Source organism: Streptomyces sp. NPDC024698, from assembly GCF_055559015.1.
Genome location: NZ_JBVHLK010000027.1, coordinates 43,765 through 69,290, shown reverse-complemented (window position 1 = coordinate 69,290; position 25,526 = coordinate 43,765). Strand labels below are relative to the sequence as shown.

Annotated in this window: 21 protein-coding genes and 1 pseudogene; 7 read left to right on the top strand and 15 right to left on the bottom strand. The window is 69.1% G+C overall.

Annotated features, from left to right (window positions below; all coding sequences use genetic code 11):
- Positions 1–541 precede the first annotated feature (541 nt).
- From ACZ4AA_RS34655 to ACZ4AA_RS34635, 5 genes and pseudogenes are all read left to right on the top strand, one after another.
- Positions 542–1,195 carry a hypothetical protein gene (locus ACZ4AA_RS34655; RefSeq protein WP_467611473.1) on the top strand — a complete coding sequence of 218 codons (654 nt, stop codon included), beginning with the start codon at positions 542–544 and terminating at the stop codon, positions 1,193–1,195.
- Positions 1,196–1,805: 610 nt separating this feature from the next.
- The gene (locus ACZ4AA_RS34650; protein WP_467611471.1) at positions 1,806–2,420 is read left to right on the top strand and encodes an RNA polymerase sigma factor; all 615 of its coding nucleotides are present in this window, start codon (positions 1,806–1,808) and stop codon (positions 2,418–2,420) included.
- Positions 2,417–3,142, top strand: coding sequence for a hypothetical protein (locus ACZ4AA_RS34645; protein ID WP_467611469.1), 726 nt, complete (start codon positions 2,417–2,419; stop codon positions 3,140–3,142). The genes ACZ4AA_RS34650 and ACZ4AA_RS34645 overlap by 4 nt, the downstream gene beginning before the upstream one ends.
- A gap of 301 nt (positions 3,143–3,443) precedes the next feature.
- The gene (locus ACZ4AA_RS34640; RefSeq protein ID WP_467611467.1) at positions 3,444–4,076 is read left to right on the top strand and encodes a hypothetical protein; all 633 of its coding nucleotides are present in this window, start codon (positions 3,444–3,446) and stop codon (positions 4,074–4,076) included.
- A pseudogene (locus tag ACZ4AA_RS34635) lies at positions 4,058–4,193 on the top strand (IS5/IS1182 family transposase); the annotation flags it as partial. The gene ACZ4AA_RS34640 and the pseudogene ACZ4AA_RS34635, both read left to right, overlap by 19 nt.
- A 221-nt stretch (positions 4,194–4,414) precedes the next feature.
- On the opposite strand, the gene ACZ4AA_RS34630 reads toward ACZ4AA_RS34635, so the two are convergent.
- A complete protein-coding gene (locus tag ACZ4AA_RS34630; protein WP_467611465.1) occupies positions 4,415–5,014 on the bottom strand; it encodes a hypothetical protein in 600 nt (199 codons plus the stop codon).
- 33 nt (positions 5,015–5,047) lie between these two features.
- Positions 5,048–6,550: a NucA/NucB deoxyribonuclease domain-containing protein gene (locus tag ACZ4AA_RS34625; protein ID WP_467611463.1), complete on the bottom strand. Its 1,503-nt coding sequence runs from the start codon at positions 6,548–6,550 to the stop codon at positions 5,048–5,050.
- A 444-nt stretch (positions 6,551–6,994) separates the two neighbouring features.
- Between ACZ4AA_RS34625 and ACZ4AA_RS34620 the strand changes: the two genes are divergently transcribed.
- Entirely contained in the window at positions 6,995–7,240 is a 246-nt protein-coding gene (locus tag ACZ4AA_RS34620; protein WP_467611461.1) for a DUF3761 domain-containing protein, read from the top strand.
- Positions 7,241–7,318: 78 nt separating this feature from the next.
- On the opposite strand, the gene ACZ4AA_RS34615 is transcribed toward ACZ4AA_RS34620, so the two are convergent.
- From ACZ4AA_RS34615 to ACZ4AA_RS34600, 4 genes are all read right to left on the bottom strand, one after another.
- Positions 7,319–8,785, bottom strand: coding sequence for a UvrD-helicase domain-containing protein (locus tag ACZ4AA_RS34615; protein WP_467611493.1), 1,467 nt, complete (start codon positions 8,783–8,785; stop codon positions 7,319–7,321).
- Entirely contained in the window at positions 8,782–9,264 is a 483-nt protein-coding gene (locus ACZ4AA_RS34610; protein WP_467611459.1) for a hypothetical protein, read from the bottom strand. The genes ACZ4AA_RS34615 and ACZ4AA_RS34610 overlap by 4 nt, the downstream gene beginning before the upstream one ends.
- Positions 9,261–10,121: a DUF6083 domain-containing protein gene (locus ACZ4AA_RS34605; RefSeq protein ID WP_467611457.1), complete on the bottom strand. Its 861-nt coding sequence runs from the start codon at positions 10,119–10,121 to the stop codon at positions 9,261–9,263. The genes ACZ4AA_RS34610 and ACZ4AA_RS34605 overlap by 4 nt, the downstream gene beginning before the upstream one ends.
- A 170-nt stretch (positions 10,122–10,291) precedes the next feature.
- Positions 10,292–10,555, bottom strand: a complete 264-nt coding sequence (locus ACZ4AA_RS34600; RefSeq protein ID WP_467611455.1) for a helix-turn-helix transcriptional regulator — start codon at positions 10,553–10,555, stop codon at positions 10,292–10,294.
- 273 nt (positions 10,556–10,828) lie between these two features.
- Here ACZ4AA_RS34600 and ACZ4AA_RS34595 point away from each other — a divergent pair, with 273 nt between their 5' ends.
- Positions 10,829–11,740 carry a hypothetical protein gene (locus tag ACZ4AA_RS34595; RefSeq protein ID WP_467611453.1) on the top strand — a complete coding sequence of 304 codons (912 nt, stop codon included), beginning with the start codon at positions 10,829–10,831 and terminating at the stop codon, positions 11,738–11,740.
- A gap of 148 nt (positions 11,741–11,888) precedes the next feature.
- Here the strand turns inward: ACZ4AA_RS34595 and ACZ4AA_RS34590 are convergent, their stop codons facing one another.
- The 9 genes from ACZ4AA_RS34590 to ACZ4AA_RS34550 all read right to left on the bottom strand — a co-directional run bounded on the left by ACZ4AA_RS34590 (position 11,889) and on the right by ACZ4AA_RS34550 (position 24,323).
- Positions 11,889–12,569, bottom strand: a complete 681-nt coding sequence (locus ACZ4AA_RS34590; protein ID WP_356056523.1) for an HNH endonuclease family protein — start codon at positions 12,567–12,569, stop codon at positions 11,889–11,891.
- A 1,103-nt stretch (positions 12,570–13,672) separates the two neighbouring features.
- Positions 13,673–14,452 carry an ATP-binding protein gene (locus ACZ4AA_RS34585; protein ID WP_356056594.1) on the bottom strand — a complete coding sequence of 260 codons (780 nt, stop codon included), beginning with the start codon at positions 14,450–14,452 and terminating at the stop codon, positions 13,673–13,675.
- A complete protein-coding gene (locus ACZ4AA_RS34580) occupies positions 14,436–16,079 on the bottom strand; it encodes a transposase (RefSeq protein WP_467611451.1) in 1,644 nt (547 codons plus the stop codon). The genes ACZ4AA_RS34585 and ACZ4AA_RS34580 overlap by 17 nt, the downstream gene beginning before the upstream one ends.
- 47 nt (positions 16,080–16,126) lie before the next feature.
- Positions 16,127–16,798: a type I-E CRISPR-associated protein Cas6/Cse3/CasE gene (gene cas6e, locus ACZ4AA_RS34575; protein ID WP_467611449.1), complete on the bottom strand. Its 672-nt coding sequence runs from the start codon at positions 16,796–16,798 to the stop codon at positions 16,127–16,129.
- Positions 16,795–17,586, bottom strand: a complete 792-nt coding sequence (cas5e, locus tag ACZ4AA_RS34570) for a type I-E CRISPR-associated protein Cas5/CasD (protein WP_467611447.1) — start codon at positions 17,584–17,586, stop codon at positions 16,795–16,797. Before cas5e ends, cas6e begins: the two co-directional genes overlap by 4 nt.
- The gene (gene cas7e / locus ACZ4AA_RS34565; protein WP_467611445.1) at positions 17,583–18,785 is read right to left on the bottom strand and encodes a type I-E CRISPR-associated protein Cas7/Cse4/CasC; all 1,203 of its coding nucleotides are present in this window, start codon (positions 18,783–18,785) and stop codon (positions 17,583–17,585) included. The genes cas5e and cas7e overlap by 4 nt, the downstream gene beginning before the upstream one ends.
- A complete protein-coding gene (gene casB / locus ACZ4AA_RS34560; protein ID WP_467611443.1) occupies positions 18,785–19,393 on the bottom strand; it encodes a type I-E CRISPR-associated protein Cse2/CasB in 609 nt (202 codons plus the stop codon). The genes cas7e and casB overlap by 1 nt, the downstream gene beginning before the upstream one ends.
- On the bottom strand, positions 19,380–20,972 hold the full coding sequence (gene casA, locus ACZ4AA_RS34555; RefSeq protein WP_467611441.1) for a type I-E CRISPR-associated protein Cse1/CasA: 1,593 nt from the start codon (positions 20,970–20,972) through the stop codon (positions 19,380–19,382). The genes casB and casA overlap by 14 nt, the downstream gene beginning before the upstream one ends.
- 444 nt (positions 20,973–21,416) lie before the next feature.
- Complete coding sequence (locus ACZ4AA_RS34550; protein ID WP_467611439.1) at positions 21,417–24,323, bottom strand: CRISPR-associated endonuclease Cas3''; 2,907 nt, start codon at positions 24,321–24,323, stop codon at positions 21,417–21,419.
- Between the last annotated feature and the right edge of the window lie 1,203 nt (positions 24,324–25,526).

Sequence of the window (25,526 nt, the reverse complement as noted above, 5' to 3'; positions counted from 1 at the left end):
GGCGACCGAGTGGTCTACTGGCCGGCACGCCGCTGGCCAGCAGCCAAGCCCTCCTTGGTCCTGACAGGCCTCGCCGCCGCAGCACCACAAGGTGCGCCGGCACCGTCTCCGCACCCCGGTGCCGCAGGCCCCCGTGAACCAACGCGGCCCGCCCCGCGGGAGCAGCCGCCGCCCGGCGCGAGCTCTAGGCCTCGTCAAGGCTCGGCTGGCTCCACGGCTGGTCGGGAGGCGGGCCCTGGGCACCGAGGAGCTGGGTGATCTTCTCGGCCTCATCACTCGAGAGATCAGCGAGCAGGCGCGCCGTCGTGCCGAGGAGGGCATCCAGCTGCACCTGGGTACGCGCGCGCGGGCGCTGGCGATTCCGGTGCCGAACAGGCACTGAAGAGTCTCGCCGGAGGAGATGCGAGCATCAGCCTCGACGCGGCTCCAAGCAAGCCTGGGCAGCGGTCCGTCGGAGCAGCTTGCCCTGCAGCGTCTGCTGAGGCACTGAAGGACAGCGGGAGCAGGGAACTGCGCGGAGCGCTGTGATGTCTGGAGAGCCATGAACGATGATCTCCTCAATGCTGCTCTTGGTGCCGCAGGCGCTTTGGTCGTCGGGCTCTTGACCCTGTGGGCTACGGAACGGCTGACACGGCGCAGGGAAGCCCGTAAGCAACAGGCAGATGATCGGGCGCAGCTGCAGGCTCAGGCCGATGAACTGATCGCGGCAGTGCTCGCGCTGAAAGTGACAGGCGGCGTCCACGACCACCTGGTGGGCGGCTGGAGGGCACGGCTGACCGTCGGCTTGCACGCTGCGATTCGGGCGGGTGCCGGCTGGGCCCGGTCGGCGCCTGACGCTTCCAGGTGGCTCGCCGGTTACGGCGAGGCAGCCGAGGTAATCCGCCAGTGGGACCAGGCAAGCGCGGCTTCGGCAGCCGGTCTGGCCGCGCCCCTGACTCGTCTGACTGCCGCCGTTGCACCGTTGCTCAGCCGCCCGGAACGGGCTCTGGCTGACGCAGCCGAGGCGGTGTTCTCCACAGTCGTCCAGCATTTCAGCGACGAGGACCGCGTGGCGCAGGAGCTGACAGCATTCCGTGAGGCGCTGCTCCCCGCTCTGGACCCGCCCCCGGTGCCCAGGCGCCGACTGTCCCTGCGCCACACCGCGCACCCTCTTCAATCGGTGACCGCCGGTACCGGGCAGCGGGTCCGAGGCTGATCCTGTCCGGACCCGCTGTCGTCGGTCAGCCGAAGTCGAGCATCTCCCGTGTGAAGTCGGCCGTCCGCTCGTCCTGACCACCGGTCGCGGCAGCAGGGACAGTAACCGTACGGCTGTCGGTGCCGCGGACGCCCTTTCAGACACGGGCTCAGGTACAGGTCTCAGCGCGTCGTCGTACAGGGGCGGTCAGATCCGTTTTCCCTGCGGACAGTTTCGGAGGTTTCTGTTCTTCGGGGGAGAACGGGGAGGGGCCGACCGTCGAGTAGGTGAAGGCGCCGCCAGGCGCCACTGAAACCCGACGGAGACCAACTCACATGACGTCGTCCTTGGACTGGGCCGGACTTGTCTCGGCTGTAACGGCTACCGCACAGGCAGCGGCCGTCATGGGGCAGGTGGTGTCCTGGGGCCGGCGGCAACGCGCTACCAGGACGACGGAGCACGACCGCCGCAGTCCTCATCACGACAAGGCCTCCTTGTCCAACACTCGTGTGGTCCGCGTACAGGTCAGGGCCGCAGCCCATGCCCGCACGTGGGTCACGCTGACCGTCCTTGTCGGAGGCGGCACCCACGGTGTGGACCCGCTTTCGCTGCCCGTGAAGGAATTCCGCCGGTGGTAGCGAAGGGAGCTGCAGCAGAGTCCGCCGTCCCTGCGGATGGGGTGCCCTCCGCAGGGGCGACGGTAGACCTGGGCAAGAGGCTGCTGGACTACTACGACACGTTCATGACGCAGGAACCGCAGTTCTTGCGCAGTATGTGTAAGGGCGAACTCTCGGAGCAGGCCTGCGAGGACGTCGCCCAGGAGGCGTTTATGAGGGTGGCAAGGAAGGCTGCAGCCGCACAGCTGGGACCCGACGTGAAAATTGGGGCCTACCTGCGTACGACCTCATGGAATCTGGCCATCGACGCGCTGCGTGCCCAGAAGCGGACCGACCTGACGATGGACACCGCGCTTGCGGCGGCGCCCGCCCCGCACAAAGAGGACGTCGATCCGCTGAAGGAGCTGGTCCGGCCCGCGATCGAGGCCATGCCACTCAGCAGACGCCGCACGGTCGTGCAGTTGCAGAGCCAGGGTCTCGACGACGCGCAGATCTCCGCGGCCTTGGGCATAGCCCCGGCCCGGATCCACCGGGACCGGTATGCAGCTGTCAGCGAGTTGCGCAGCGAGCTGGGCAAATTCATCCGAGATGGGCACTGCAAGACACGACGTGCGAAGAAGGACAGGTGATGATTGTGCGCCGCTTCGCTGAGGGCGGCTGCGTCCGCCCGATGCCGGCGGTACCGGCCGATCTGCTGACACTCATGGACAAGCTCGGCGGACCACCCGATGCATGGGATCGTCCTGACGGCGACTTCGGCCCCTTGAGCGACCTGTACGAGCTGGACGTCGAGGCCCGCCAGGAGGCGAACTCCCTGTACCGGCTCGGCTCCAAGGCTCTGTGCCGCGATGAGCTGTCCACGGCCGCCGGCTTGCTGGGGTCGGCGGCCGCCGCCGGCCATCCCGGCGCGCTGTTCCGGCTCGCTCTGGTCGCCCTCCGCTCGGGTAAGAACTGGAAAGACAACGCTTGGTTCCTCGTCGCCGAAGCCGCCCGGCACGGGCACGGTGATGCCCGACGGCTTCTCACCGCATCCGCCGGCCGCCACCCCTCCTCCACCGACAGCGCCTCCCCAATCGAGGACACGTGCTTCTTCGAAGAGGTGCGTCTCCTGCTCGGAGTCGCCCTCCCCTGCCTCCAGCCGGCCCCACCCGGAGCCTCGCCAGTTCCCGGTCGCCAGCCCGATACGCCAGACAACCGCCACACGACGGACACAGACAACCCACCGACCGCGCCCAGGCCCGTCCTGCCCACTCGTTACGGGCCTGTACCGCCGGACAACCCGCCGAACCGGAAGCGGACGCACCTGACCGCGCTGCCCGGCAGCCTGGCCCTGTCAATGCCGGACATGTAGCCCCCTTGTCCACGTACGCCCGCTCGCTGTCCGACGCCGGTGCTGCACAGCCCTGCATGCGAAGCGGTCCAGCCTGTGACCTACGCAGTCGCCAGGAGTACCGGCGGCTTGCGCGCCGACTCCGCCGCCGGGCTGACGGAGGATCCGAATGCGCCGACGCCCTCGGACATCTTGTGGGCGTCGACGCGGCAGCGGTCAGCTGGCCATCATGGCTTGGAGGTCGCTGAGCGACAGCTCGTTCGTGCCACGGTCTTTGCTCTGCGTCCACGCCAGGATCGCCGGGTGAGCATCCTCGTAGGGGGTGCCGGCGGGTGTGGTCCCTAAAGAAGTCTTCCGCCGAGCGGGGGAAATGGCCGTCTGCACCGCTCTGGCCCAGCGGCTCAAGGACGCACCGACGAGCTGGCCCTACGGCCGGTTCTCCGTCTACTGGAAAGACTACGACAGCCAGGACGAGGCAAATATCCTCGGCTTCGGTAAAGCCACCGACGGCTGCTACACGGACGAAGCAGGCCAGCGCCAGGGCTCGGACGAAGGCATGACCACCGCCGAGATCCCCAGCAGCAACAAGGACGAGATACGCGTCGCCTCCGGCACACTGAAAGCGATCACAACTGCCTGGAACACCCGCCTCAGCCAGGGATACGGTCTGGAGCCTTTCGACCGCGACGATGCCATTACTCTCGGCTTCGACCCAGTCGAAAAGATGATGTACGTGTGGGCCCACGACAGCTCGGGTGCCCTTGGCAGCCGCGCCCAGCAATCCCACTTCCAGGATGTCGTCAGCAAGACCGCCTGCCCCAGACTGCTGGCCGAATACAACACGAACAAACAATGGAACTACACCCACTGGGTCATCGCCGCCTATCAAGGAAACAGCGCATGGCCCCAAATCTTCACCTCAGGCGACTGCCTGCCCACGGAAAGCCGCCACTGAGCGGCGGCAACCGTCATGACGTCACCCAGCTCCTGCCCCTGCTGGATGCCGTCCGTCCCGTCGATCCGGGGCCTACGCGGACGCCTCCGCCGCAAGCCCCGACGCCTGTACGCCGACCTCTGAGGCGCTGGCCCTGCGACCCGTGGCTGATTGGTAGCTCGTACATACAACACCCAGTGCTGCGGGGAATGCGGCGTAGCACAGGCAGGGGATGCGCGAACGCTGGCAATCGTTGTGGGAGCGTCAGATGGCTGCCATTTTGCTTGCTGCCGGGCCTGGTCGGTTTCGGTTGGGGCAGCCGTGCGAGGCCGCCCCAACCGAGGGCCCGCGGGCGCGGGTTAGGAGTAGTCGCCGTTTCCGGCCCGGCGCAGGATGTCGCGTTCCCGGCCGGTCTGGATGTCGAGCGAGTCCTCGTGGTCGATGACGATGGTGTCGCTGGCCGGCCGGGCTCGTACCTCGGCTCCGTAAGCGTCGGTCGCATGCACCAGGAGGGCATCCTGGTGGGCGGCAGGCCAGCTTTGGATCAGGTAGGACTCCACGACGTCGTCCGCGGTCTGGTCGACAGCTGTGTCCCTGCCGAGCGCGTGGACGCGTAGCCGGTAGGGGCCCGGGCCCTGGGATGCCAGGGAGGGCAGATCGGCGGGGTCGTCCATCATGGGCTTGACCAGCACTTCCCCGGAAGGGGAATGGCATGGCATCTCAGCGATCTCTTCCCAGCCCGGAGCGGGGTCGGGTCGCTGGGAGTGCGTTTCGACTGTGACACGGACGTTGCCGGTGTGGATCCCGGTCGCCACCTCGATGACGCCGCCGACAGCGGATACGAGCCCGTTGTGGGTTGCGTCGAGGTCGTCGGCCACGGGGCCTTGGAGGTCCGCGATCTGGAAGAGGTGGTACTCGGCGCGTACCAGGGCTGTTGCTCGGGCTGGCTCATCGTTCACGGGTGTTGTCTTCCGGTCTCGTCCGCCTGGGGTCTACCTGATCCATACCAGGAACCGGTCTCCGTCGAGGACGCGGCTGTAGGTGTAGAAGCCGTTGAGCGCCCTGCCCGCATCTGTGTTCTGCGTGGCGTTGATCATCCGGCGGCTGAACGGGCCACCGCTGTACCGGGCCCCCTGCCAGGTGCTGGCGAAGGGGTACTCGTCGCACGATTTACCCGAGGGGCGTGGCAGGCTGCTGGGGCAGGCTTTCCTGCGGTTCTCGGTGATCTTCGAGCCGTTGGTGAGCCGCGTCAGGTAGTTCGTCGTACCGTATTTGCCCGGCAGGCCGGTGGCCTGGGCGTCCTTGATGTGCCTGGCGAGCTCCGGCCACGGCCCTGTCAGGCTGTAGCTGATCACCGGAACGGCCTGGGTGTTCACGCAGCCGACCTGACGAGGGGCACCGGGCATGGCGTTGTCGCAGCGGACATCGACGGTGGACAGCTTCGTGGCGTCTGACGGCGCGACCCATTCCGGGTTGCTGAACCGCCAGGACGCGATGCTCCTGCCGGTCCCCCTCTGCTTGGTGGCAGCCGTGTTGATGGTGGTGTTCATGAAGAACTGCCCGTAAGGCTCAGCGCGCGAATTGATCGCCTGTGCAGGGAAGTCTTTGTGGGTGACTTTGCACTTGCCTGTGCAGGAGGCGCTGCCGTACACCTTGGTGCCGGTCACCGCCCGTCCCCACCGGGACACCTCCAGCATCTGGGTCTGGTAGGCCCAGGTCTTGGAGTCCCGGGCGGAGAAGGAGTACCCGATGACGAGGTACCTGATGCCGCCGATCCGGCTGCCGGTGCGTACATCGATGGCGCTGACCTCGGCGCGCCAGATGCCGCAGCCGCGGAGGCGTTCGATGTACCAGGTCATGTCCACGCCCTCGTCGCGGCACCACTTCGGCTCTTTCCAAGGCGACCTGGCCGCCGCCGCGGAGGCGTCAGAACTGTCTTCTGGCGCAGAGGTCGGCGTGGTGTCGTCCGTCGTCTCCTGGAGGGAGGCTTCCTGGTCGGCCTGTCCGGCGTCTGGAACGGCGGCCAGGACAGCCGATTCGGTGGCTGAGGTGTCGGCAGGGGTGTCGCCTCGCGACAGGGCAGCACGCTCCTCGGAACTGATCTCGCCCACCGGTTCCAGAGGCGACGCACAGGCCGCGTACTGAGCGTCGGAAGTCTGTGCGGCAGACTTCACCTGGTCATCGCACGCGGCCTGCGGATCGGTCTCCAGCCCGATGGACTGTCCGTCCTCGGAAGTTGCCGACGCTGCCGCGGGGTTGCGGACTGTGCCTTCGATGCCCAGAGCGATGTCCTCTGCCGAGGGTGCGGTCTCCGGGTCGCTGTCGGTCTCGTCCGGTGCCGGTGACGGGTCATCGGTGACTGGGTCGGTGGCGACTACGCCCGTGGTCAGGGAGGTGTCCGGAGTTGCTCCGGAGTCGTCCGCCGCCTGAGCACTGCTCAGACAGCTGCCCAGCAGCCCTAACGTGACGGCAGTCGTGGACAGCAGTTTTCTCAATTTCAATTTATGCCCCCTGTGTTGGTCGCAGCAGCAGGGCTCGCAGCGGTCAACTTGCGTTCACCCCCGCCGCTTTCACGTCATCCAAACACAGCCACCACACAGACTGCATACCAATATGGACGTTTCCAGTCACAGTTGGACGCACTTCCGTGGAGAGCATCTGTTGGCCCACCCACGGAGCACGAAGCTACTCGCCCGCCTGGAATCCTGGCGGGCAGGCTAGGTCTACGTGCTGGCTCAGCGGCTCACACAGCGCAGGCGAGTGCCTCGGCGTCGACAGGCCTCCTGGACCGCTATATCGAGGGAATGTTCACCTGGATCGAACGCCTGGTGACGGTCAGGCCACGAGTGTCACGACCTTGCGATCAGGGACGGACAGACCCCCGAGGGAGCCGCCCGGCGGTGCATGATCGCGTCTCCGAGTCGCTGAATGGAGACTTCATGCTCACCAAATTCCGGGGCGCTGTGGCTACCGTCGTCATGGCCGGCGCACTGCTGGCGCCGGTGGTCACGGCCACCGATGCTGCGGCCGCGTCGTGCGCCCGGCACACGACAGGCGTCTGCAAGGCGAACTCGCCTCACCCGCGCGGGGCAATGGCGAAGTGCAAGGACGGCACCTACTCCTACAGCGCCCACTTCCGTGGCACCTGCTCCCACCACCGTGGCGTGAAGTACTGGTATCGGTAGAAAGGCGGGCGGCGCCCCCTAACCGTCGGGGGCGACGCCTAGGTTCATGCTCAGAAGGGCGCTGTCGGCTGGCAGGGCTCACCTGACGGGTCTGCCCTCTGGGTGGCCGTCGATCCAGGAGAGGCCGCCCATGTCCAGACGCTGGCGGGTGCGTGTGACGGCTACATAGGCGAGGCGGGCCTCGCCGTCCTCGATCGGTCCGGGAACAGCATGCCCGTTGTCGTCCCGTTGGTCGCTGTCCTTCGGCGGGGTGAAGTCGTCCGCGATCCTCACACGGGCCCATTCGCGCCCTTTGGCCTTATGGGCGGTCGAGACGATCACTTCGGCCGACTGTTCGGGGACGAACTGGGCGACCGCGTCGAGGATGGCTTCGGCACCGTGGGTGTCGACGAGGTCGACCAGCGGCTGCAGGTCGCGTCCCGCTGGGTCGTGGGAGGCGTAGTCCTGCAGCTCTCCCCAGGTGGCAAAGAGTACGAGCTCGGGGTGGGTGGTGCGACGGCCGTTCTTGAGGTCGCGGGCGGCCAGCGCCAGGGCGCGCAGGCTGTCGCCTCCCCCGACCACCCCGACTCGTTGGCCGGCGGCGAGGAGGTTCATCGCCTGTGCCATGGCGCCGACGTTGGTGCGGCACAGAACCGCGTCGGGCAGGGCGACGGGTCCCAGGTCGGTGGGCACGGTCTCGGTGCCGGTGAGACGGATCGGGGCGTCGGCGATGGCCAGCCACCGGTTGGCTTCTTCTGCGAGCTGAGGGCCGAAGCGGAAGGACTGGGACAGGGCGAGCTGGGTACCGTCGAAGCCGGTCATGACGTCTTTGGCGCCGCGCCAGTCGTAGATGGCCTGGGCGGAGTCGCCGACCATGACGAGCTGGGCGTGGTCGCGTTGAGCGAGGAAGATCTGTTCGACGACGGGGTTGGTGTCCTGGGCTTCGTCCAGGAACAGGTAGTCGGTGTCGATCCTGGGCTGGGTGAGGGCCCAGATTTTCAGGTAGTGGTCGTGTTCGAAGCGAGCTGCGCCGTCGTCGGGGTTTTGCAGGTCGGTCCAGGCTTTGCGGGCGAACGGCACGATGTAGTCCGCGAGTTCGGTGTGCAGTTTCGTGTCTTCGAGGCCGCGCAGGCGCGGGACGTGGTGGCGGGCGACATCCGCATCGGCGGTATAGCAGAAGCGGGCCACGGCGCGCAGGGTGGCGTTGGAGAGGGTCTTCTGTGACAGGTCGCGTTCGCCGATGCGGATGGATTTGGTAATGCCGAGGGCGTGGCCGGTCTGCCAGGCGGGGCGGCGCGGGGAGTTGAGGCGCAGGGTGTAGCGGTGGCCGATGGCGGCGTAGGCCAGGGCATGGGCGGTTTTGCAGCTGACGGTGGGCGGGAAGCGAGTGCGGGCGCCCTGGGCGATGGCACGGTTGTAGGCGAGGTAGCGGCCGCGGCGGCGGGTGGCGCGGGCGAGTTCGGCGAGTGTGGTGGTCTTGCCGGTGCCTGCCCCGGCCTGCAGGGCGAGATGCTGGCCGGCGTGGAAGGCGTCGGCGGCGGCTTGCTGTTCGTCGGTGGGCTTCAGCACGGGGCTGCTCCGGTGGTGTGGGTGAGCGCGCGCCCGACGGCTGCCAGGAGATAGGGAGGGGTAGTGCTGGTGAGCAGGTGCTGGAGTGCGCGGTCGAGGCGGTCGGCTTCCTCGGTGGCGTGCCGGGCCAGGGCTCGGTGAACTGCTTCTTGCACGAATAGGTGCGGTGGTCTTCTCGTGTGCTCTGCGGCAGTTTCGAGAGCGGCGTATACGGCGGGCGAGAAGGTGACGTTGAGCAAGATCTGTCCACGCTGGTCGGGGTAGTGCGTGGTGATCACGTCGATGGGGAGCCGTCCGCCGATCTGGTGGCGCAGCCGGTTGAGGGCTTTGGCCGGGGTTTTGGCGTGAACGAGGGCCAGGAGGCGGGTGGTGTCGTGGTTGGCTGCGAGCGGCATCGTGCGGGCGGCCCGGTGGAGTTCGGCCGGTGTGAGGGCTCTGGTCAGGGTGATGTCCAGGGCGTGGTGCGGCATGGTCATGCCCGCTCGCGGTGGGCGGGCGAGGTGTGGGGCAGGCGGGTGTGGAGGTGGGCCGCGTGCAGGATGGGGTCAAAGACCTGCCATCCTGCCGGCGCGAGATCTGCGGCGCTGGGGGTTGCGGCATGGGCGGGGCAGCGCTGGGTGCGCCAGCGCAGCTGCTCGGCATAGGGCAGCCGGCTGAGGTCGTAGACGGCCATGAGCGTTGCCGGCAGGGCGAGTTGGCCGCGCTGCGGGCTGGCGGGCAGTAGTGCCCATACGCCTCGGGGGCTGGTGGGATCGAGCACGCGGTGGGGGCAGCGTTGGCGCTGGCAGGTCTGGGCCACGCACCGGATGGCTCGGAGGGGCGCCTCGGCGAGGTAGCGGCCCAGCAGTAGCTGTACGACGGGCCGGGTGGGGCGGTCGCTGCCTGCGGGTGGGTCGCAGGCGGCGGGAGGGGTGGGGGTGAACTGGCCCGTGTCGATCAGGCGGCGGGTGCGGACGGCGAGTTGGCGGCGCAGGGATTCGATGTACGGGCCGGTCTGCGCGGTGGGGGTGCGTCCTGGGCAGAGCGCATGGTGCGGGATGCGGCACCAGGGGCTGCCGTCGCCGTGGGGATAGGCGATGCCGCCGCTCAGGTGCCAGCGGCAAGGGGCGGGGATCTGGGAGGCGTCCAGTTCCGCGGGGTGCAGGGCGATGGGTTGCTGGTCGGCGCACTGGTACCGGTCGATGAGGTGGCCGCACTGGCGGCAGCGGCTGCTCTGGCCGGTGCGCAGCAGGCGGCTGGGGCTGGTGGCGGTCACCCGCAGTGGGCGCCGGGGGTGTGTGGTGCGTGGGCTGCCGTCCCAGTGGCAGCTGGCGGAGGCGGTGTTGGGGTGCATGGCGGGACCGTGCCAGGCGACACCCCGCGATTGAGGAGAAGGCCGGGCCGGGGTCGCCTGTACAGCCGAACGGCACCGAACATCCGATCCAGTTGGCGCTGAAGCGTTCGATGCGTGCTCGCCGGTTCGGGTGATTCACGACCCGGGCGCGAGTGGGTGTTGCAGTGCGGTCAGGAGTTCGGGGCGCCGGGAGGGGTGTGGTCGTCGCAGAGGGTGTTCAGCAGTTGCTCGATTGGCACGTCGAAGGTGTGGGCGAGGGTGTGCCAGGTGGTGAGGCTGCCGGTGGTGCGGCCGTGTTCGAGGTCGATGAGGGTGCGGCGGGCTAGGCCGCTGCGGTCGGCGAGTTCATCGAAGGTCCAGCCGCGCTCGCCCCGCAGGCGCGCGAATTCGATGCGCAGCGCGGTGAAGTCGGGGTCGGGCGGCAAGATCGTCACTCCACCATCCGACGGTGCAGGACCCTGCCCTGTCAGTGCAGACTTCTGCACTATCTGCCGGTACGGGAGTGACGTTCGCAGTGCAGGGATCTGCACTACGGTGCGTGCGTCCTGGGTGCCTCCGTCTGGAGTTCCCAGCATGGAGGCGTGGACAGACAGGAGGACGACGGGCCGATGAGGCTTGCCGGCGCGCATCCCGCGGTGCGGCGTATCTGGACAGTGGAACTGTGTTCACGGGCAGGCGGCCCGAGGCTCGTCTGTCCGCACTGCACCGTGCACTCCCCTCCCCTGCAGGCCGCCTCCGCACGGTCTGCCGCCCTGGCGCATCTGGCCCGTCATGCGCGCGCCGACGCGCTGCCGGCGCATCTGCGCAGCTGCCAGTGCCGGGCGCAGGGCTGCTCCTGGCATCTGCGCCATCGCGGCTGCGCCGGGCCGGTACTGCTCGCCCTGACCCGCGACCGCAGCGGCCGCGCCTGGCGTCTGTCCGACACGTGTGCGGCCTGTGCGGCCGCCACTAGCCACACCGCCGTCGTCCCGGCCACCCTGCTCGCGCCCCGGCGGTCCGAATGCCCCGGCCGCCGCCCCAAACCGCTGGGCGGCCCGGCCGAGCGAACCCGCGTACGGGAGATGCTCACCTATCTGTCAGCAGTACTCCCCCAGTTCACCTCCCCCGCCGCCCGCCTGCTCGCGCTGCAGTGCGCCCTGCGCGCCGACACCCGCGGCTGCGTCCGGCTACCCGCAGGCCTGCTGCGCGGCATGCGGTTGCACGGCCGCACTGAGCTGTGGGAAGAGCTCGAGCACACCGGCTGGCTGCGCCGCAGGACAGGCAGATATCCACATGTGGAGGCCCAGCTACTGGATGCCGCACTGCTATACCAACAGCCGGGCAGCCGAACGCGGGCCTGTGCCGCGCAGTGGGCTCTGCGCCCCGCTCCGGTTGTCGTACCGGTCGGGTGGCCGCCAGCTGTGCAGTTGGCCGCACTGGCTCTGGCTTCCCACACCGCGGGCGATGCTGGCAGTACGGACCTCGATGTCCTCGCCCGCCTGTGCGGGCACGCGCCCCAGCAGACCGCGGAACTCCTCGACCGCCTTGCGGCATCGCACGTCCTGACCGCGTGGCGGCACAACCGGGAGTCCGACGAGCTCTTCTGGTGGCTGCCGCCACTGTCCAAAGCTGACCATTGAGGGGGCAGTGACGGCTGGAAGTGAAGCAGGTACGGAACGCAGGGATGCTCAGAGGGAGGGCCATGAAGAGGGGGCGTGAACCGTCGGCAGAACGGCTGGCACGGCCCGCGCTCACGAGGGCGGGCAGAGTGCCGCTATCGCACTCCTGTCATCGCGCGAGCGTGACCTCGATCGGCTCGTTAGGGCAAATGCTGAGGGTCCTGGAGAGAGCGGCTTCCTCCCCGGGGTCAACGGACAGCTGGTAGCGGGTCTTGTCGGCGACCCAGTCGGTGACGTACTGGCAGCGGTAGCCCGCGAAGGGAGGCAGCCAGGTGCTCGGGTCCTGGTCCGACTTGGAGCGGTTGGACGCGGCGGAGACGGCGATCAGTGCACGGGCGTCGTCGAGGTCATTGGCGTAAGCCTCGCGTTCCTTCGCCGTCCAGGCGGAGGCTCCGCTGTCCCACGCTTCGGCGAGCGGGACGAGGTGGTCGACGTCGAGTTTCCTGGCGTTGTCGAAGTAGGCGTCGTCGTACGGGCTGTACCAGGATCCACCGGTGAGCACGCAGTTCGGTCCCTGCTCCGGAGCCTCGACCGCCTCCTCCAGGAGGACTTCCATACGCGTGTTACAGCCGTCCCGGTCGGCGTCGATCCAGTGCCGAAACTTGGAACGTTCATACCCGGCACGGCTCTCGTCCTGGACCGGTAGCGCCTGGAGGGCGTCGCGGACCGGCATGGTGATCGTGTCACCGGGGCTCGCGGCGCGGTCGGGTGCCGCTGGAGCGGCGTGTGCGGTGCCGGCCTGGGTGATGAGCACGGCAAGGGCGGCGACGGCAGTGCGGGGGAAACGCATAAGACGTCCCTTCGAAGATCAAGAACTTGTCGTGATCTTCGTAGCCGTTTACTCGGCGACCCGCCCGGGCTCCCGACCGCAACTCACCCGTCCGTGGCGGGAAGTCAGATAGTCGCGCGGCGGAGCAGTCTGGCGGGACACGGCCGTCGACGCTGCGGCAGCACAGAGCGCTCCCCCCGTTTCGCTCTGAGCAGGCCAACAGGCTTGCTGAGCAGGCTAGTTGACCCTCATCGAGAAGGTGCTACAGTACTGCTCCATCGGGCGCCCAGAGCGCCCGAACTGCTTGTCGGGCTCTCCTTTCCTCGGATTCGAGGAGCGGGGGCCTTTTCTCTTATGCGCTGTCACAGGCCCCCGGAAATCGCCGGGGGCCTTCGTCGTCCTTTGGAGGCCATTCATTGACCACTCTGTCCGTTCCTGTCGGCGCCGCCGCGTCCGGAGTACCGATCTGGTTGGCTGCTCTCGGTGCTGTCGCCGTGGTGGTCATCGTTGTGCTGTGCGCTGGTGTCGCTGTTGCGGCGCTGAATCGAACCGAGCGGGCAGATGTTGCTGAGACGCTGTTGGGGCTGAGCTATGTCATCTCGGCCCTGTCCGGGCTGCTGCCGTGGGGACGCCCGTCTTCACCGCCTGCCCTGCCTGCTCGCCGGGCGCCGAATTCCTCCTCCAGCGCTGAACCGACGGTGCAAGAGGGATCTGCGAGGCTGGAGGACCTGTGCGTTGGCCTTGAGCCACCGCCGGCCGAGCAATCGCGCAGGCCGATGCGGCCGTGTCCGGGAGATGCGGGACCTACGGCACGGTCTTCGTCGGTGCATCGCGGCTGCAGAGAGGCCGCCTCGCACGGACGGCTACTTCGTTAGTCCCGGCACCTCTTGGGCCACGGTTCTCCACGCGGATGAGCTGGCCTGGGACAGCTGGGTCTCTTCCGAACCGGTCACGTCTGCTGCCCGCGAACTCGCGGGCAGCACGGGCTGCCGGTGTCGATCGCACAGCGGAGACCGGGACCGGCTGAGGGGTGAGTCTGCACCGGTCATGCCTAGGCTGCGGGCGCGGCGTCCTCCTCGGTCCAGTCGCCCTCGAACAGGCCCCCGGGCAGGAACAATGCCCGGTCAGCTGCGGATGCTGCTGTCGAGGAAGCTGAGGACCATGCGGACTGTGTCGCGGCTGAACCAGGCGGTCTCGGGGTGCTGTTCGAGGATGTCCTGGATGTGGAAGGTGACCTTGGCCCAGTTGCGGAAGTTGCCGTGGCAGGCGGCGTCGTTGATCCACATCAGGTCGTCGGGGGCGACGTTCTGCCACAGGGCGTGGTAGGTCGGCATCAGGGCCAGGACTTCGTCGGGGGTGAGTGGTTGGTACTGCTGGTAGATCGGGATGCGGGAGAAGAGGCCGGAGCAGCTGCGGATGCGCTGGAGGCAGTTGTCGCCGCCGGCGAGGATGACGGTCAGCTGGGTGCGCCTGTTCTCCCAGAGAGTCTGCAGGTACTCCAGGGAGCTCCTGGTCAGGCCCTGGGCTTCGTCGCAGACCAGGACGCGGTGCTGCTCGGCGAAGGCCTGCACGAGGAGTTGGTCGAATGCGTCGCCTTTGGCGGGAGGGTCCCCGGGCAACGCCAGCGCGCGATAGAGGGCGGCTCGCAGGGTGCCGAGCGGGGCTCCTTTGCGGCATTCGAGCCAGAGGGTGTTGTCGGGGGCGAGGTCGCGCAGGCTGGTGTTGACGGCGAAGGTCTTGCCGAGTCCGACATCACCGTGGACGCAGAACAGGGCGCGGGCCTTGATGACGGTGGCCAGGTGGCGTTGGGTCAGACGCGAGGCGGTGGTGGGCAGGAGGCGGGCTCCGGCGAGACCGAGGTAGTGGTCGTTGGCTGGGGCGGTCGTGTCAATCGTGTGGTTCATCGGTGGGCTCCTCGGGCGGGGTAGGCAGCGGGGCGGGGTTCCAGGAGGCGGTGGGGTCGGGCAGCGGCGGGAGCAGGGGGTCAGTGGAGCCGCTGCGGCTTTCGGCGGGGCTTTGGGTGTTGTTCCAGGTGTTGGTGGGGTCGGGCAGCGGGATGAGGTCGGGGCGTGCTTCGCTGGCGTGTTCGTCCTGGCGATGACCGTCGAGGATTGCGGCTGCCTGTTCCTGGGTCATGTCGCTGACCGGGCGGGGGGTGATGGGGACGGTGTCGCCTTCGAAGCGTTCCTCACGCTGGCGCTTCGCCTTGTCCAGGGCGGTGCGCAGGCGGCCGGCTTCGCGGTCGGCCGCGTTCCGTACTGCACTCCGTTCCTGGGGGTTGGCTGCGTTCTGCAGGACGGCCGGGCCCAGGTAGGTGCCGTCTTTGGCGTCGAAGAGTTCGACGGTGCGTTCCTGGCGGGGCATGTAGCGCAGCACGACCTTGGTGCCGCGGAGGCCTTGCATGTAGGGGGCGAGGTAGAGGCGTTTGCCCCAGTGGACGCCGTCTGAGTTGATCGTCAGGTGGGTGGGATGGACTTCGAGGGTGAAGAGGAGGTCTCCGGGGTCGGGGTCGTAGATGGGGGTGAGGTCGTCGTGCCACAGCTCGTAGGGGGTGCGGTTGTCGCGGGTGCGGATGCGGTGCTCGTGGTTCCACTCGTGGACCCATTCGAGGAGGCTGCGGATGAATGCCTCGTAGGTCAGGAGGCATTCATCGAGGTCTTTTTTGGTGCGGCGGCTGGTTCGGGGGGCGTGGACGAAGCCGGGTAGGCCGGGGAAGTGCATCTTTTTGACGGCGCGGTTGAGGGCTTCGACGGTTCCCTTGAGCTCTGGGTGTCTGGGGGGAAGGTCGACGACGCGGACGCCGAGGATGCCGAAGGCTGTTTCGACGGTGTCGCTCAGGAAGTCTTTGCCTCTGTCGACCCGGACGAGGCCGGGGCTGCCTCCGAAGGGGCCGTGGTCGCCTCCTCGCAGGACGGCGGCCCGGATGGCGAGGAGGATGTTCTCCCGGCTGGGGGTCTGTGCGGAGATGGACAGGCCGCAGATGGCGTCGCTGGCGCAGTCGATGAACCAGGTGATCCAGGGTTTGCGGCGGTGTCCGTTGACGTTGACCCAGACGCTTGCTTCGACGTGGTCGGCTTCCCAGGCCTGGTTGCGGTGTCCGATGTCGCGGGTGAAGTGGACGTCGAATTTGCGGCGTTCCTTCTCGCCGCCGCGCAGGCCGGCGAGGAAGCCGGGGGTGTAGGCGGTGGTGACGGCGCGGTGGAAGGTGGCGTAGGAGACGGGGTCGTCTCCCAGGTGGCCTCTTTTGCACAGGTCCCGGTAGGCGGCGGCGATGTTGCCGCAGAAGAGGGCGACGGCGTCGCGCATCACCTGGGTGAGGGTGAAGGAGACGGGGCGTTGTGGGGTGTAGCGGTCGTTGTGCTGGGCGGCGTTGTCCATCCATCGGCGCACGCTGCGCGGGTGGACTCCGAAAGTCTCGGCGACGGTTTTGATGTGGTCGGTGGTGAGGCTGTTTTGCTGGGCGAGGTACATGAGCCGACTGGTGGCTGCCCGGCGCAGGCGGGTGTCACGCAGGGGCTGTTCAGGGGTCACGAAGTGTCCTTCCCGGGGGATGGCTGTGCCCGGTGTGGTGGTGCTGGTCAGACGGGGGCGAGGCTGAGCAGGCCCGCGCCGTAGGACTGGGCGCGGCCGATGCCGCGGCAGATGCTCTGGGCGAGGAGGCGGGCGTCGGTGATGCGGGCGTGTCCGTCGAACTGGATGAGCTGGTGGTCGAGTCCGGGCCGGTGGGGGGTGTGCGGGGAGCGTTCGAAGGTGCGGGGGGTGAGGCTGATGTCGGTGAGGGCGAGGCCGGCCTGGCTGGCTCTGCGCTGCCACCACTGGGCGGCGTCGTGTCCGTGCAGGGCGGTGGGGGTGCCGCGGCGGCGCAGGAGGCGGCCGTCGGGTTGTCGGCCGCAGGGGGGACCGGGGAGGTGGCGGACGGGGACGGCGGTGATGCGGTAGCGGACGTGGCGGCCGGGGGTGAGGGCGTGCAGGACGGGGGTGAGGTCGCGGGCCGCGACGAGGGTGCCGTAGCGGGCGGGCAGGCCGGCGAGGTTGGGTGGCTGGGTGGTCTGGACGAGCAGAGTGGGCGCGTCGTGGTCGGTGTCGAGACGGAAGAGGAGGCCGGCGTCGCGGCGGGGGTGGGGGCTGGGGGTGCCGGGGGTCAGACGCATGAGCGTTTTGTGGAGCTGGACGCGGTCGGCCAAGTCACGGCGTACGGCGTGGTGGGCGGTGTTGAGGCGGATGCAGGTGAGGGTGGCGGTGGGGGTCATCGCTGCTCCGGGTGCATGTAGGCGGCGAGGGTGGTGAGGGGGTCGGGGCCGGCGTAGAGGGCTACGGGCAGGGGGATGCGGGTGCGCCAGACGCTGCGTGGGTGATAGCGGCGGCCGCCCGGGGTGAAGTCCACTGGCTGGTCGCACAGTTCGTAGTGGTCGATGGCGGTGGACGGGTCGGGTGGGGGGTCTTCGTGGATGAAGTCGACGTTGACGGTGGTGGTGTGGGGGCGGGGTGGGCGGGCGAGGCTGAGCGGAGTGCGGTGGGTGAGTTCGTCCAGGGGGTCGGTGACGGCGGTGGCCAGGACGAGGGGTTCGGTGGGAACGCAGGTGCGGCGGCCGAGGTAGGGGGCGTTGTGGGGGTGGCGGAGGTGGCCGGCGATGGTCTGCAGGAGTGGGGTGGGGCCTGTGACGGCGACGGTGAAGACCGGGTCGGCGAGGTAGCGGCGGTGGGAGACGAGGGTGGACTGCGCCTCGGGGCGTTGGGGGCCGCCGCTGGTGCGCAGCTGCTTGTCGCGCGGGTGGCCGCCGCCGACAGTGTGGAAATCGGTGTGGGGCGTGCCGGGCCGGTCGATGCGAATGAGGAATCCCAGGTCCTGGTAGCAGGGCTGGCCGGGCAACTCGGTGAAGGGGTCGAGGGCGTGGTGGGGTGCGCGTCCGGCGCAGTTGGCGAACATGCCGATCAGGGCGGAGCGGGTGGGGTGGGGGGCGGTGTCGCGGTCGTGGAAGGCGGCGCTGGTGCCGAAGGCGGCCAGGGGGCCCGCGAGGCGCAGCAGCAGAGCGCTCACGCGGCGTCCGCCGGCGTTTGGCCGGTGGCTTGCGCGGCCGCGTTGGTGAGGGCTGCGGCGATGAGGGCGTCGAAGCTGTCGTGCCGGGTGCCGAGGTGGGCTGCGTCGCCGGTCTGGGCGGTGGCGTAACCATGGCCGACGAGGTCGCTGGTTCCGGTCAGCCGGTGCGTGATGCCGGCGCAGGTGTCCAGGGCGTGGTAGCTGGGGGTGAGGTAGCCGCCGCCGGGGGCGGCTTGCACGGGTTGTTCGAAGGCGCTGGCGTAGGTGACGGGGCGGCCGTCGCGGACGGCGTAGGCGACCAGGTCGGGCACGGTGTGCGGGGCGGTGGATGTCTGCTTCGCGGGGAGCACGGTCATGATGGCCGCGCGCATGAACAGGCCGGTCAGGTGCAGCGCCTGGTTCTGGTCGCCGTCGAGTTTGCGGGTCAGGTCGGTGAGGTTGACCGTGGTGAACCGGTAGAACACTCCGCTGGTCAGGAACGAGGTGTCCATGAAGGCGCTGCCGCGGTCGCCTGTGCCGAGCCAGTCGTCCACCGCGGTCACGAAATCCGGCTGCAGATCGCTTTTGTGCGTGGTGAGGGCGGGGGCGGTCTGCACGGCGCTGGGGACGTCGGCGTCTGTCAGGCCGGCGAGCATGCGGCCGAAGAGGTGGATGGTGGCCGTGGGCCGGCTCAGGCAGGCGGCCACCTTGTCGGTGGGCAGCAGGGCGGGCGGCTTGCCGCGGCCGGGCTTGGTGTCGTCGCTGTCGTCGGGCTCTTGCTTCTTCTGGAGGCGGGCCAGGCCCTTCTCCAGGTCGGCACGGTGATCGGTGCACAGCTCGGCGAGGTCCTTGACGATGGAGTCGGCGGCGACCAGGAGCATGACGTTGGTGCGGTGGCCGTTCCTGGGGTCGGTGTCCAGGCCCTTGGCGGTGGCGGAGCGGGCGATCTGCCCGGCGGCGAAGTGGGCCAGGTCCTCGGACCAGCCGGCTGCGCGCAGCGCCTCGGCGACATGAGGGGGCAGGTAGCGGGTGCGGGTAGCGGGCTCTTCGAGCGTGTCCTCGAGTGCCAAGCGCAATGGGCGTCGTTGGGTCTGGGCGGGGACCATGATGCGCTTGGCGTTGCCGACGGTCATGGTCTTGGGCACGTTGTGCTGGTCCCGGTTGAGGCAGGACGGAGGCCTGTGCTCAAGCATGTGGATGTCGAGGTAGCGGGTGTGCATCACAGCTCCAGGAGGGTGTCGGGGACGGTCAGGAAGAAGGCGTGACGCCAGCGGCCGGCGACTTCCAGCGGGTCGAAGTCCCACTGGGCGAGGTCCTCGAGCAGCAGGGCGAAGTCGCATGCCAGGCCGAGATTGAGCAGCCGTCGGATCGTGTGGGGCAGCCGGGTGTGCAGCAGGTCGGCGGAGAGCACGCCCATCACTTCCACTTCGCGCTGCCAGCCTGCGGCAGTGTGGGGGTGTGCGCGGGCGGCGTCGGCCAGGGTCCGGCCGAGGTTGGGGCGCCGCGACCAGCCGTCCAGCAGCGCTGATTCGGATTCCAGGGGGCCGTCCAGGATGAGGCCACGGTGCGCTGGCAAGGAGGGGGCTGTTTCGGTCCAGTCCGGGACGGGACGTTCCAGGGCGATCAGGGAGGCGATCGTGTAGTGGGCGCGGCGGGCGCCGAAGCCCTGGCAGGGTTTGACGAGGTAGGCGTCCATACGTGGGCACTCGGTGAGGGGCTGGCCGCGGCCGTTCTCCAGGCGGCTGCGGATGCGCGGGGTGCGGCACAGGCCGCGGACGTGGGCGACGAAGGCGTCGTAGTGGCAGCGACGTTCGTCACGGCTGGGCATGCGGTCCTCCGGTCGGGCGGAGCGTGTCGTCGGGGGCTGTGCCGGCGCGTCGCAGGCTCTGCGCGGCGCGGGCCAGGGCCGGGCCGGCCTTGGGCAGGCGGTTGAGGGCGTCGCGGGTGGTCTCGGACAGTGCCGTGATGGCCGCGGCGGCGAACACCCCGTAAGCGGGCCGTGTGTCGTCGACGAGTTGCCAGAAGGCTTGCTCGGCGCGCGGCCAGTAGCCGGCGAGTGCTTGGCTGGCCCACAGACTGGCGTCCCTTTTCCCGGCGCCCTTTCGGGGTCGGGCTGCCGTGCGCCGGGTGAGGCCGGTGTCCTTCCAGGCCTGGTCGGCTGCCTGGCGCAGGGCGGCGCCCAGGGTTTCCGCGGCGGCGCAGCATTCGACGATGCGGGAGGCCTTGACGGGGTCGTTCTCCTGGGCCAGCGGCCAGATCGGCGGGGTCAGGCTGGTGTACCAGATGCGGTTGTTGACCTGGCCTTCCTGGTCGAATCCGCACACCCACACGCGCAGGCTGGTGCGGGTGTCCTGGGGAAGGCTGTTGATCGTGGTGAATGCCTCGGGCCGGCAGCCCGGCCGGTGTTCGTCACCGGCGAGTGCCAGCGCGGGCAGGGCCCGGAACTTGGCGTAGTCGGCGTCTGCGCGGCGCGGGCTGCGTCGGCGCTCCGCGGGTGCCGCGGGGTTGATGTCGTAGACGAGGTAGGGGTCGGTGGCCTCCAGCGGGGGGTGCTGGGTGGCCCAGGTCAGGTAGGCGTCAGTGACGTGCTCGCCGCTCTCGTCGGGAACCAGGAGTGCGGCGTGCCGTGAGCGGCCGGTCAGCAGCCGTCTGGGCCAGGTCGCCTCCGGCGGTGCCTGCAGCGGATCGGCGGCGGGCTGTTCCCAGGGGCAGGCGTCGCTGCCGGGGGCCTGGTCGTCGCCGCGGTAGGGCACCTGGTGCAGCAGGAGGGTCTCGTACAGGGTGCGGCCGCGGGGGTGGAAGGAGACGGTGGAGCGCAGCGGGCCGGCTTGCAGCTGTCCGCCGCTCACACCGTCGACGGTGCGTACGGTGGCCCGCCCGGAGGGCCCGTAGTAGTGGTAGGCGAGCAGGTTCCACAGTGCTTCCCTGGCGGGCACGGGCTGGGGATCGGTGTCGGTGTGACGGGGGTTGAACCAGACCAGGTTGCGGCCGGCTGCGCGGCCGTAGATGAGGGAGTTGATCCCGCTGCGTTTGGAGCACTGGACGGCCAGTGCCACGTCCTGCCACCACGGGCGTACGGGGTGGAAAAGGTCGAAGGCGTCGGGGTCGGCATCGAAGTAGGCGTGCACCCTGTCGGGGTCAAAGCCGTCTGTGCGTCTGAGCAGTTCTGTCCGGTGCTCCAGCCAGTCCTTGATGGGCTGGTCCGGGTCGTCGAGTTCGGTGATGGGGGCGCATATCGCGGTGAGGAGGCGGTAGAGGGCGGACTGGGCGGGCGGCAGGGGCAGGGCCAGGTCGTCGATGCGGTGGGCGTCCGTGAGGAGCTCACGTAAGCCGACGTACTCGATGTGCTTGCCGCAGCGCACCGGGATGCAGGGACTCAGGTCGATCCGGTAACTCGGCGGTGGCATCACCAACACTCCCTCTTCGCTTCCTGCCGGGCTGTGCGGGGCCATGGCGAGGAGGCGGGACGACGCGCTCGGGCAGAGCGCTACGGACTGGATGCGGCGTGGAGGGGCGCGCCCGGGCTGGGTCCGTGGATGACGGGTTCCTGGGGCGGGAGCAGATCCGAGGGATCACAGAAACGGCAGAAGGAAACATTCCGTGACGAGCGATACGCACCGTCACATGGATCAAGGGAAACATCCGCGGTGAACTGCCGTACAGAGCCTGCGAACTAGTGTGATCAACGGCTGGCGTACGGGCCGGGCGCGCGACGGGGGACGCTGCGCGCCGTGTGCTCCGCCGTGCGCTGTACCCGGTTCGCATGTACCTCAGCAGCGCCGGACCTCCACGGGCAGGGTGAGGCCGGCCATGACTGTGTCAGGGTTCTGCGACCTGTCTTGCGGCGGGCCTCAGTGCGCCGCGGGGGCCGATTCGCCGTGGATGAGGCCGAGTTCGTCGTCCATGTGCAGCTGGTGGCGGCCGAGCTGGACTGGGCACGGACGGTCCGGGTCGTGCGGGAGGAGGACGAGGTCGGCGAGCAGGGGGTGCTGTTGCCAGGCGTCCGGGCCGTGGTGGTCCTGGGTGGCGGCGGCTGCCCAGGCGCTGGGGACCGGCACGGTGTGCTGCAGGACGGTGCGGATGGCGGCTGGGCGCAGGTGAGGTCCCTGGGGCAGGGGAAAGCGGCCTGCTGCGTCGAGGGTGGGCGGGTGGCCGGGGCGCTGGTAGGAGGCGAGGATGCGGCGGGGCCGGTCGTGCGGGCGGGTGGCGGCCTGGGCAGCGGTCAGGTTCTGGCGGTGCAGGTCGGACAGGGATGCGACACGGTCGTGCGGGGGGATGAGGTGGGTGTTGCTGGTGTGCTCCTGGGCCCGCTCGGCGGCCAGGTGTTGCTCGTGGAGGGAGGCGAGCGGTCCGGACCAGGTGGCCGGCAGTCCGGACTGGTGGATGAGTTCGACCAGGTGCTGGGCGTGCTCGGGCAGGGTGATCCGCTGGGGGCCGGGCAGAGTGAGCAGGTGGGCGCTGGCGTGCTGGAGGTAGGGGTGGTCGGTTGTGGCCCAGGCGTCGGGCAGCAGGGTGGTGCGGTCGTGGTCGACGGGGTGCATGACGGTGAGGCGGGGGCCGCGGGCCTGGATCCAGGGCGGACGCGGGGTGATGCCGGGGGGACGTTCGTTCTGCCAGGCCTGTTCGAAGCGCCACAGCCGTCCCGCGCGCTGGATCAGCCGGGCCAGCGAGGTGAGGTCGCTGACCACGAGGTCGGCGTCGATGTTGAGGCTGAGTTCCAGCAGACTGGTCGTGACCACCACCAGCCGTTCGGGGCGCGGCCCGAACGGGCCGAGCTGGGTACGGACCTGCGCCAGTGCCCGTTCGAGGCAGTGGCCGGGGAAACGGGCGTGTACCAGCAGCAGGTCTTGCGGGCCTGCGGGCCATTCAAGGAACTGCTGCAGGTAGCGGTAGGTGTCCTGGGCATCGGCGACCGTGGCGCACACGATGACGGCGCATCCGCCCAGCCGTGCCACGGGGCCGACCTCCGCGGCAATACGGGCCAGCCGCTCCCCCGTTCTGGCCCGGCGTGCCGGAACGTCGAGGCGCCGGTAGCGCGCCGGGGCCAACCGGATTGTGACGGTGCGCTGCTGGGCGGCGGCGTGCCGCGTGCGCACATCCGCAGGGATCACGGCGGCCTGGGCAGTGGCGGCGTCGGCGAACAGCCAGCCCGGGTAGGGCACGGTGAACTCGTCCTCGCGCGCGATCAGATCGCGTCTGCGGTGTCCGGCACCGGTCAGGTAGGAGTACACGAGTTCGCGTGCCGTCTGTCCCGGCAGTGTCGCCGACAACACGATCACCGGAGTGCGCAGGCTACCGAGCCAGTGCAGCAGCCGCAGCAGGATGCGCCGGCTGAACGCGGTGAGCGCGTGCGCCTCGTCGACGACAACGCACTTGCCCGACAGGGACAGCATCCGCAGGGCGCTGTCGCGGACCGGGAGCGCGGCCATCAGTGCCTGGTCGACGGTGGCGACGGTGAACTGGGCCAGCAGCGCGCGGTCCCAGCCGCGTACCCAGCCGTCCGGGAGGATCCGCCGCCAGGTCCCGCTCTTCCCACCGTTGCCGGTCGGCCGGCAGTCGTCGTCATCGTCTTCGTCGGTGTGGGGGTCGTCGCCGGTGCAGGCGGGGACGTCGCCGGGGGCGAGCATCTCATCGGAGTAGGCGGCGTTCAGCCAGCTGTGGTTGTGCACGAGCGTGAGGACGGCCGGGGTAGGTCGGTGCGCATGAAGGTAGCCGCACAGCGTGTCGTAGACGGCGTCCGCGGTGGCTGTGGTGGGCAGCAGGAAGCACAGTCCCCGGCTGCCGCACGCGTCGTTGAGGATGCGGGCCGCTTCCAGGGCGGTGACGGTCTTGCCCGCGCCGGTACCGTCGGTGACCAGCAGGATCCCGGCGCCCCGCGCACCGGCCAGCCGGGGAAGGCTGTCCAGGATTGATGCCTGAAGTGGGTTCGGGGCGCGCAGGTGGGGATGCGCGGCGGTAAACGGCAGCACCGGCAATTCGATACGTGCCAGCCGTGACTCCTCCACCACCTCACGGGCCTTCCACCGCGCCCAGGCGAAATGCTGGGCCGCACCGTAGGCGGGCGCATCCGCCCGCGGCGCCCACACCTTGCGCTGGCTGGCCAGCCGGTCGGCGGCCATCACCAGCCCGGTCATCAGCACCGCCGCCGTGACCGACACCCGCTCCGGCACCGCTTCGGCACCCGTCAGATGCCGCACCTGAGCGGCGTAGCGGTAACGGATCTCCTGCCACAACCGGCCGCCGAGATCGACCTGCACGCGCCGCACGCTGGCCGCTCCGTACACATCGAGCTGCGGGAATCGTCCGTGGTGACCGCCGGCAATCTGCGCCATCCGCACAGCCGGGCTGACATCGCCGGACAGTTCGTAGCCCATCTCCGCGAGGATCCCAACCAGGGCATGCGCGGAAGCCCGCTCGTGCCGCATCAATCTCCAGCGGCCCGCATCGGCCCGGAGCTCATCGCTGACCCGTGCCCACGCAACCGGCTCGCAGGCCTGGAAACGGCTTACTTTGCCCAAGTCATGCAGGCCTGCGATGAACATCACCACGCGGCGGGCCTGCGCCTGGCTCATCCCCAGCCCCGCCGCAACAGCGGCGCGCTGCGGCCCGGTCAGCAGCCGGTCCCACAACTCCCCCGCCACCGCAGCCGTATCGAGCATGTGGAACAGCACCGGATAGATCAGCCCGTGCCGAGCACAGTACTTACCCCACAGACACAACGTGAGTCCGCCGATCCGGCCATCTTCCACCACCCCCATACTCGCCCCTCCTGACAGCTGCCGAAACCGGACACGTCGCCCTCTACCCCGCCACGCCCCGGCAGGTGCCGACTGCTTCCCACAACCGCCCTCTTGAGTGAAATAGCCACAAAGACCGCAATATCGGCTCTGGAAATAGGACAGACTGCCTCAGTCACGCCGCCCACACCGACATCACACAACGGCAAAGTCACCACACAAGCGCAGGTCAAAGAGAGTCCGTCCCGCACACGCGGAGATGCACCGGTGCCGAGGAAGTCGGCCTCGGTGGTGTCGGCGCCTGTCCCGCACACGCGGAGATGCACCGACCGTGTCGCACATCGCCTCGTAGGTTCCGGCGTCCAGCCCGCACGAGCGGAGATGCACCGTGATCGCCCGGGTCATCGACATCGCCCATACCGGCCACCCCGCACGCGCGGAGATGCATCGATGACCGCCCCGGGAGCCCTCCTGGCCGTCCCGTCCACTCCGCACGCGCAGAGATGCACCGTACGACGCGGCCTACCAGCGTGCCGAGGAAGGCCCCACCCGCGCACACGCGAGATATACCGGTCCGTCCGCCCTGCCGCTTCCTCAGATGCGGATCCACCCCGCGCGCGGAGATGCACCGTTCGGGCACTTCGAGGCTGGTTGCGATGCCGAGTTCACCCCGCAGCGCAGCAATACACCAACCGTGAGGCGGGGTAGGTCCAGCTGGCGCGTGTCCGCCCGCACACGCAGGGATGCACCGATCGACGGAACGAACGCACGGATCGTCACCCTGCCCACTCCGCGCACGCGGAGATGCACCAGACGTGACGGATGCACCCAAGAGCCTACGCGCGTCCAGTCCGCACACCCGCAGAGATGCACCAGTCACCAGCACCTGCACACCCCGGGGATATTTCGCCTATTCCGCACACGCGAAGGTGCAGCAGCACTCGCCCCCATCACGGCCGACCAGGGCGGGTTCGGGCTGTGCACGCAGAGACCTACCGCGGCGGGACGCGATCCGCCGTCCCGCCTCGAAGGCCAGCGCGCACACGCAGAACGCACCGTCACCGAAGACCGTGACGCTCACACACGAACCAAGATCAAATCTTCTACGCGATTCGCATCGGAATGTCCTGAGCATTTGCGCGACTTGCCACAATCACCTTTCATGCAATGTCACGTCATAGAACCAACACGCCAGCTCAACAGAGCTCTCCAGGTGACATTCCG

Coding starts and splice junctions, on each gene's coding strand:
- ACZ4AA_RS34590 (WP_356056523.1), bottom strand. CDS start 12,569: ATGCGTTTCCCCCGCACTGCCGTCGCCGCCCTTGCCGTGCTCATCACC.
- ACZ4AA_RS34655 (WP_467611473.1), top strand. CDS start 542: ATGAACGATGATCTCCTCAATGCTGCTCTTGGTGCCGCAGGCGCTTTG.
- cas7e (WP_467611445.1), bottom strand. CDS start 18,785: ATGCACACCCGCTACCTCGACATCCACATGCTTGAGCACAGGCCTCCG.
- ACZ4AA_RS34585 (WP_356056594.1), bottom strand. CDS start 14,452: ATGAACCACACGATTGACACGACCGCCCCAGCCAACGACCACTACCTC.
- ACZ4AA_RS34610 (WP_467611459.1), bottom strand. CDS start 9,264: ATGACCATGCCGCACCACGCCCTGGACATCACCCTGACCAGAGCCCTC.
- ACZ4AA_RS34605 (WP_467611457.1), bottom strand. CDS start 10,121: ATGCACCCCAACACCGCCTCCGCCAGCTGCCACTGGGACGGCAGCCCA.
- ACZ4AA_RS34550 (WP_467611439.1), bottom strand. CDS start 24,323: ATGGGGGTGGTGGAAGATGGCCGGATCGGCGGACTCACGTTGTGTCTG.
- ACZ4AA_RS34620 (WP_467611461.1), top strand. CDS start 6,995: ATGCTCACCAAATTCCGGGGCGCTGTGGCTACCGTCGTCATGGCCGGC.
- casB (WP_467611443.1), bottom strand. CDS start 19,393: ATGCCCAGCCGTGACGAACGTCGCTGCCACTACGACGCCTTCGTCGCC.
- cas6e (WP_467611449.1), bottom strand. CDS start 16,798: ATGACCCCCACCGCCACCCTCACCTGCATCCGCCTCAACACCGCCCAC.
- casA (WP_467611441.1), bottom strand. CDS start 20,972: ATGCCACCGCCGAGTTACCGGATCGACCTGAGTCCCTGCATCCCGGTG.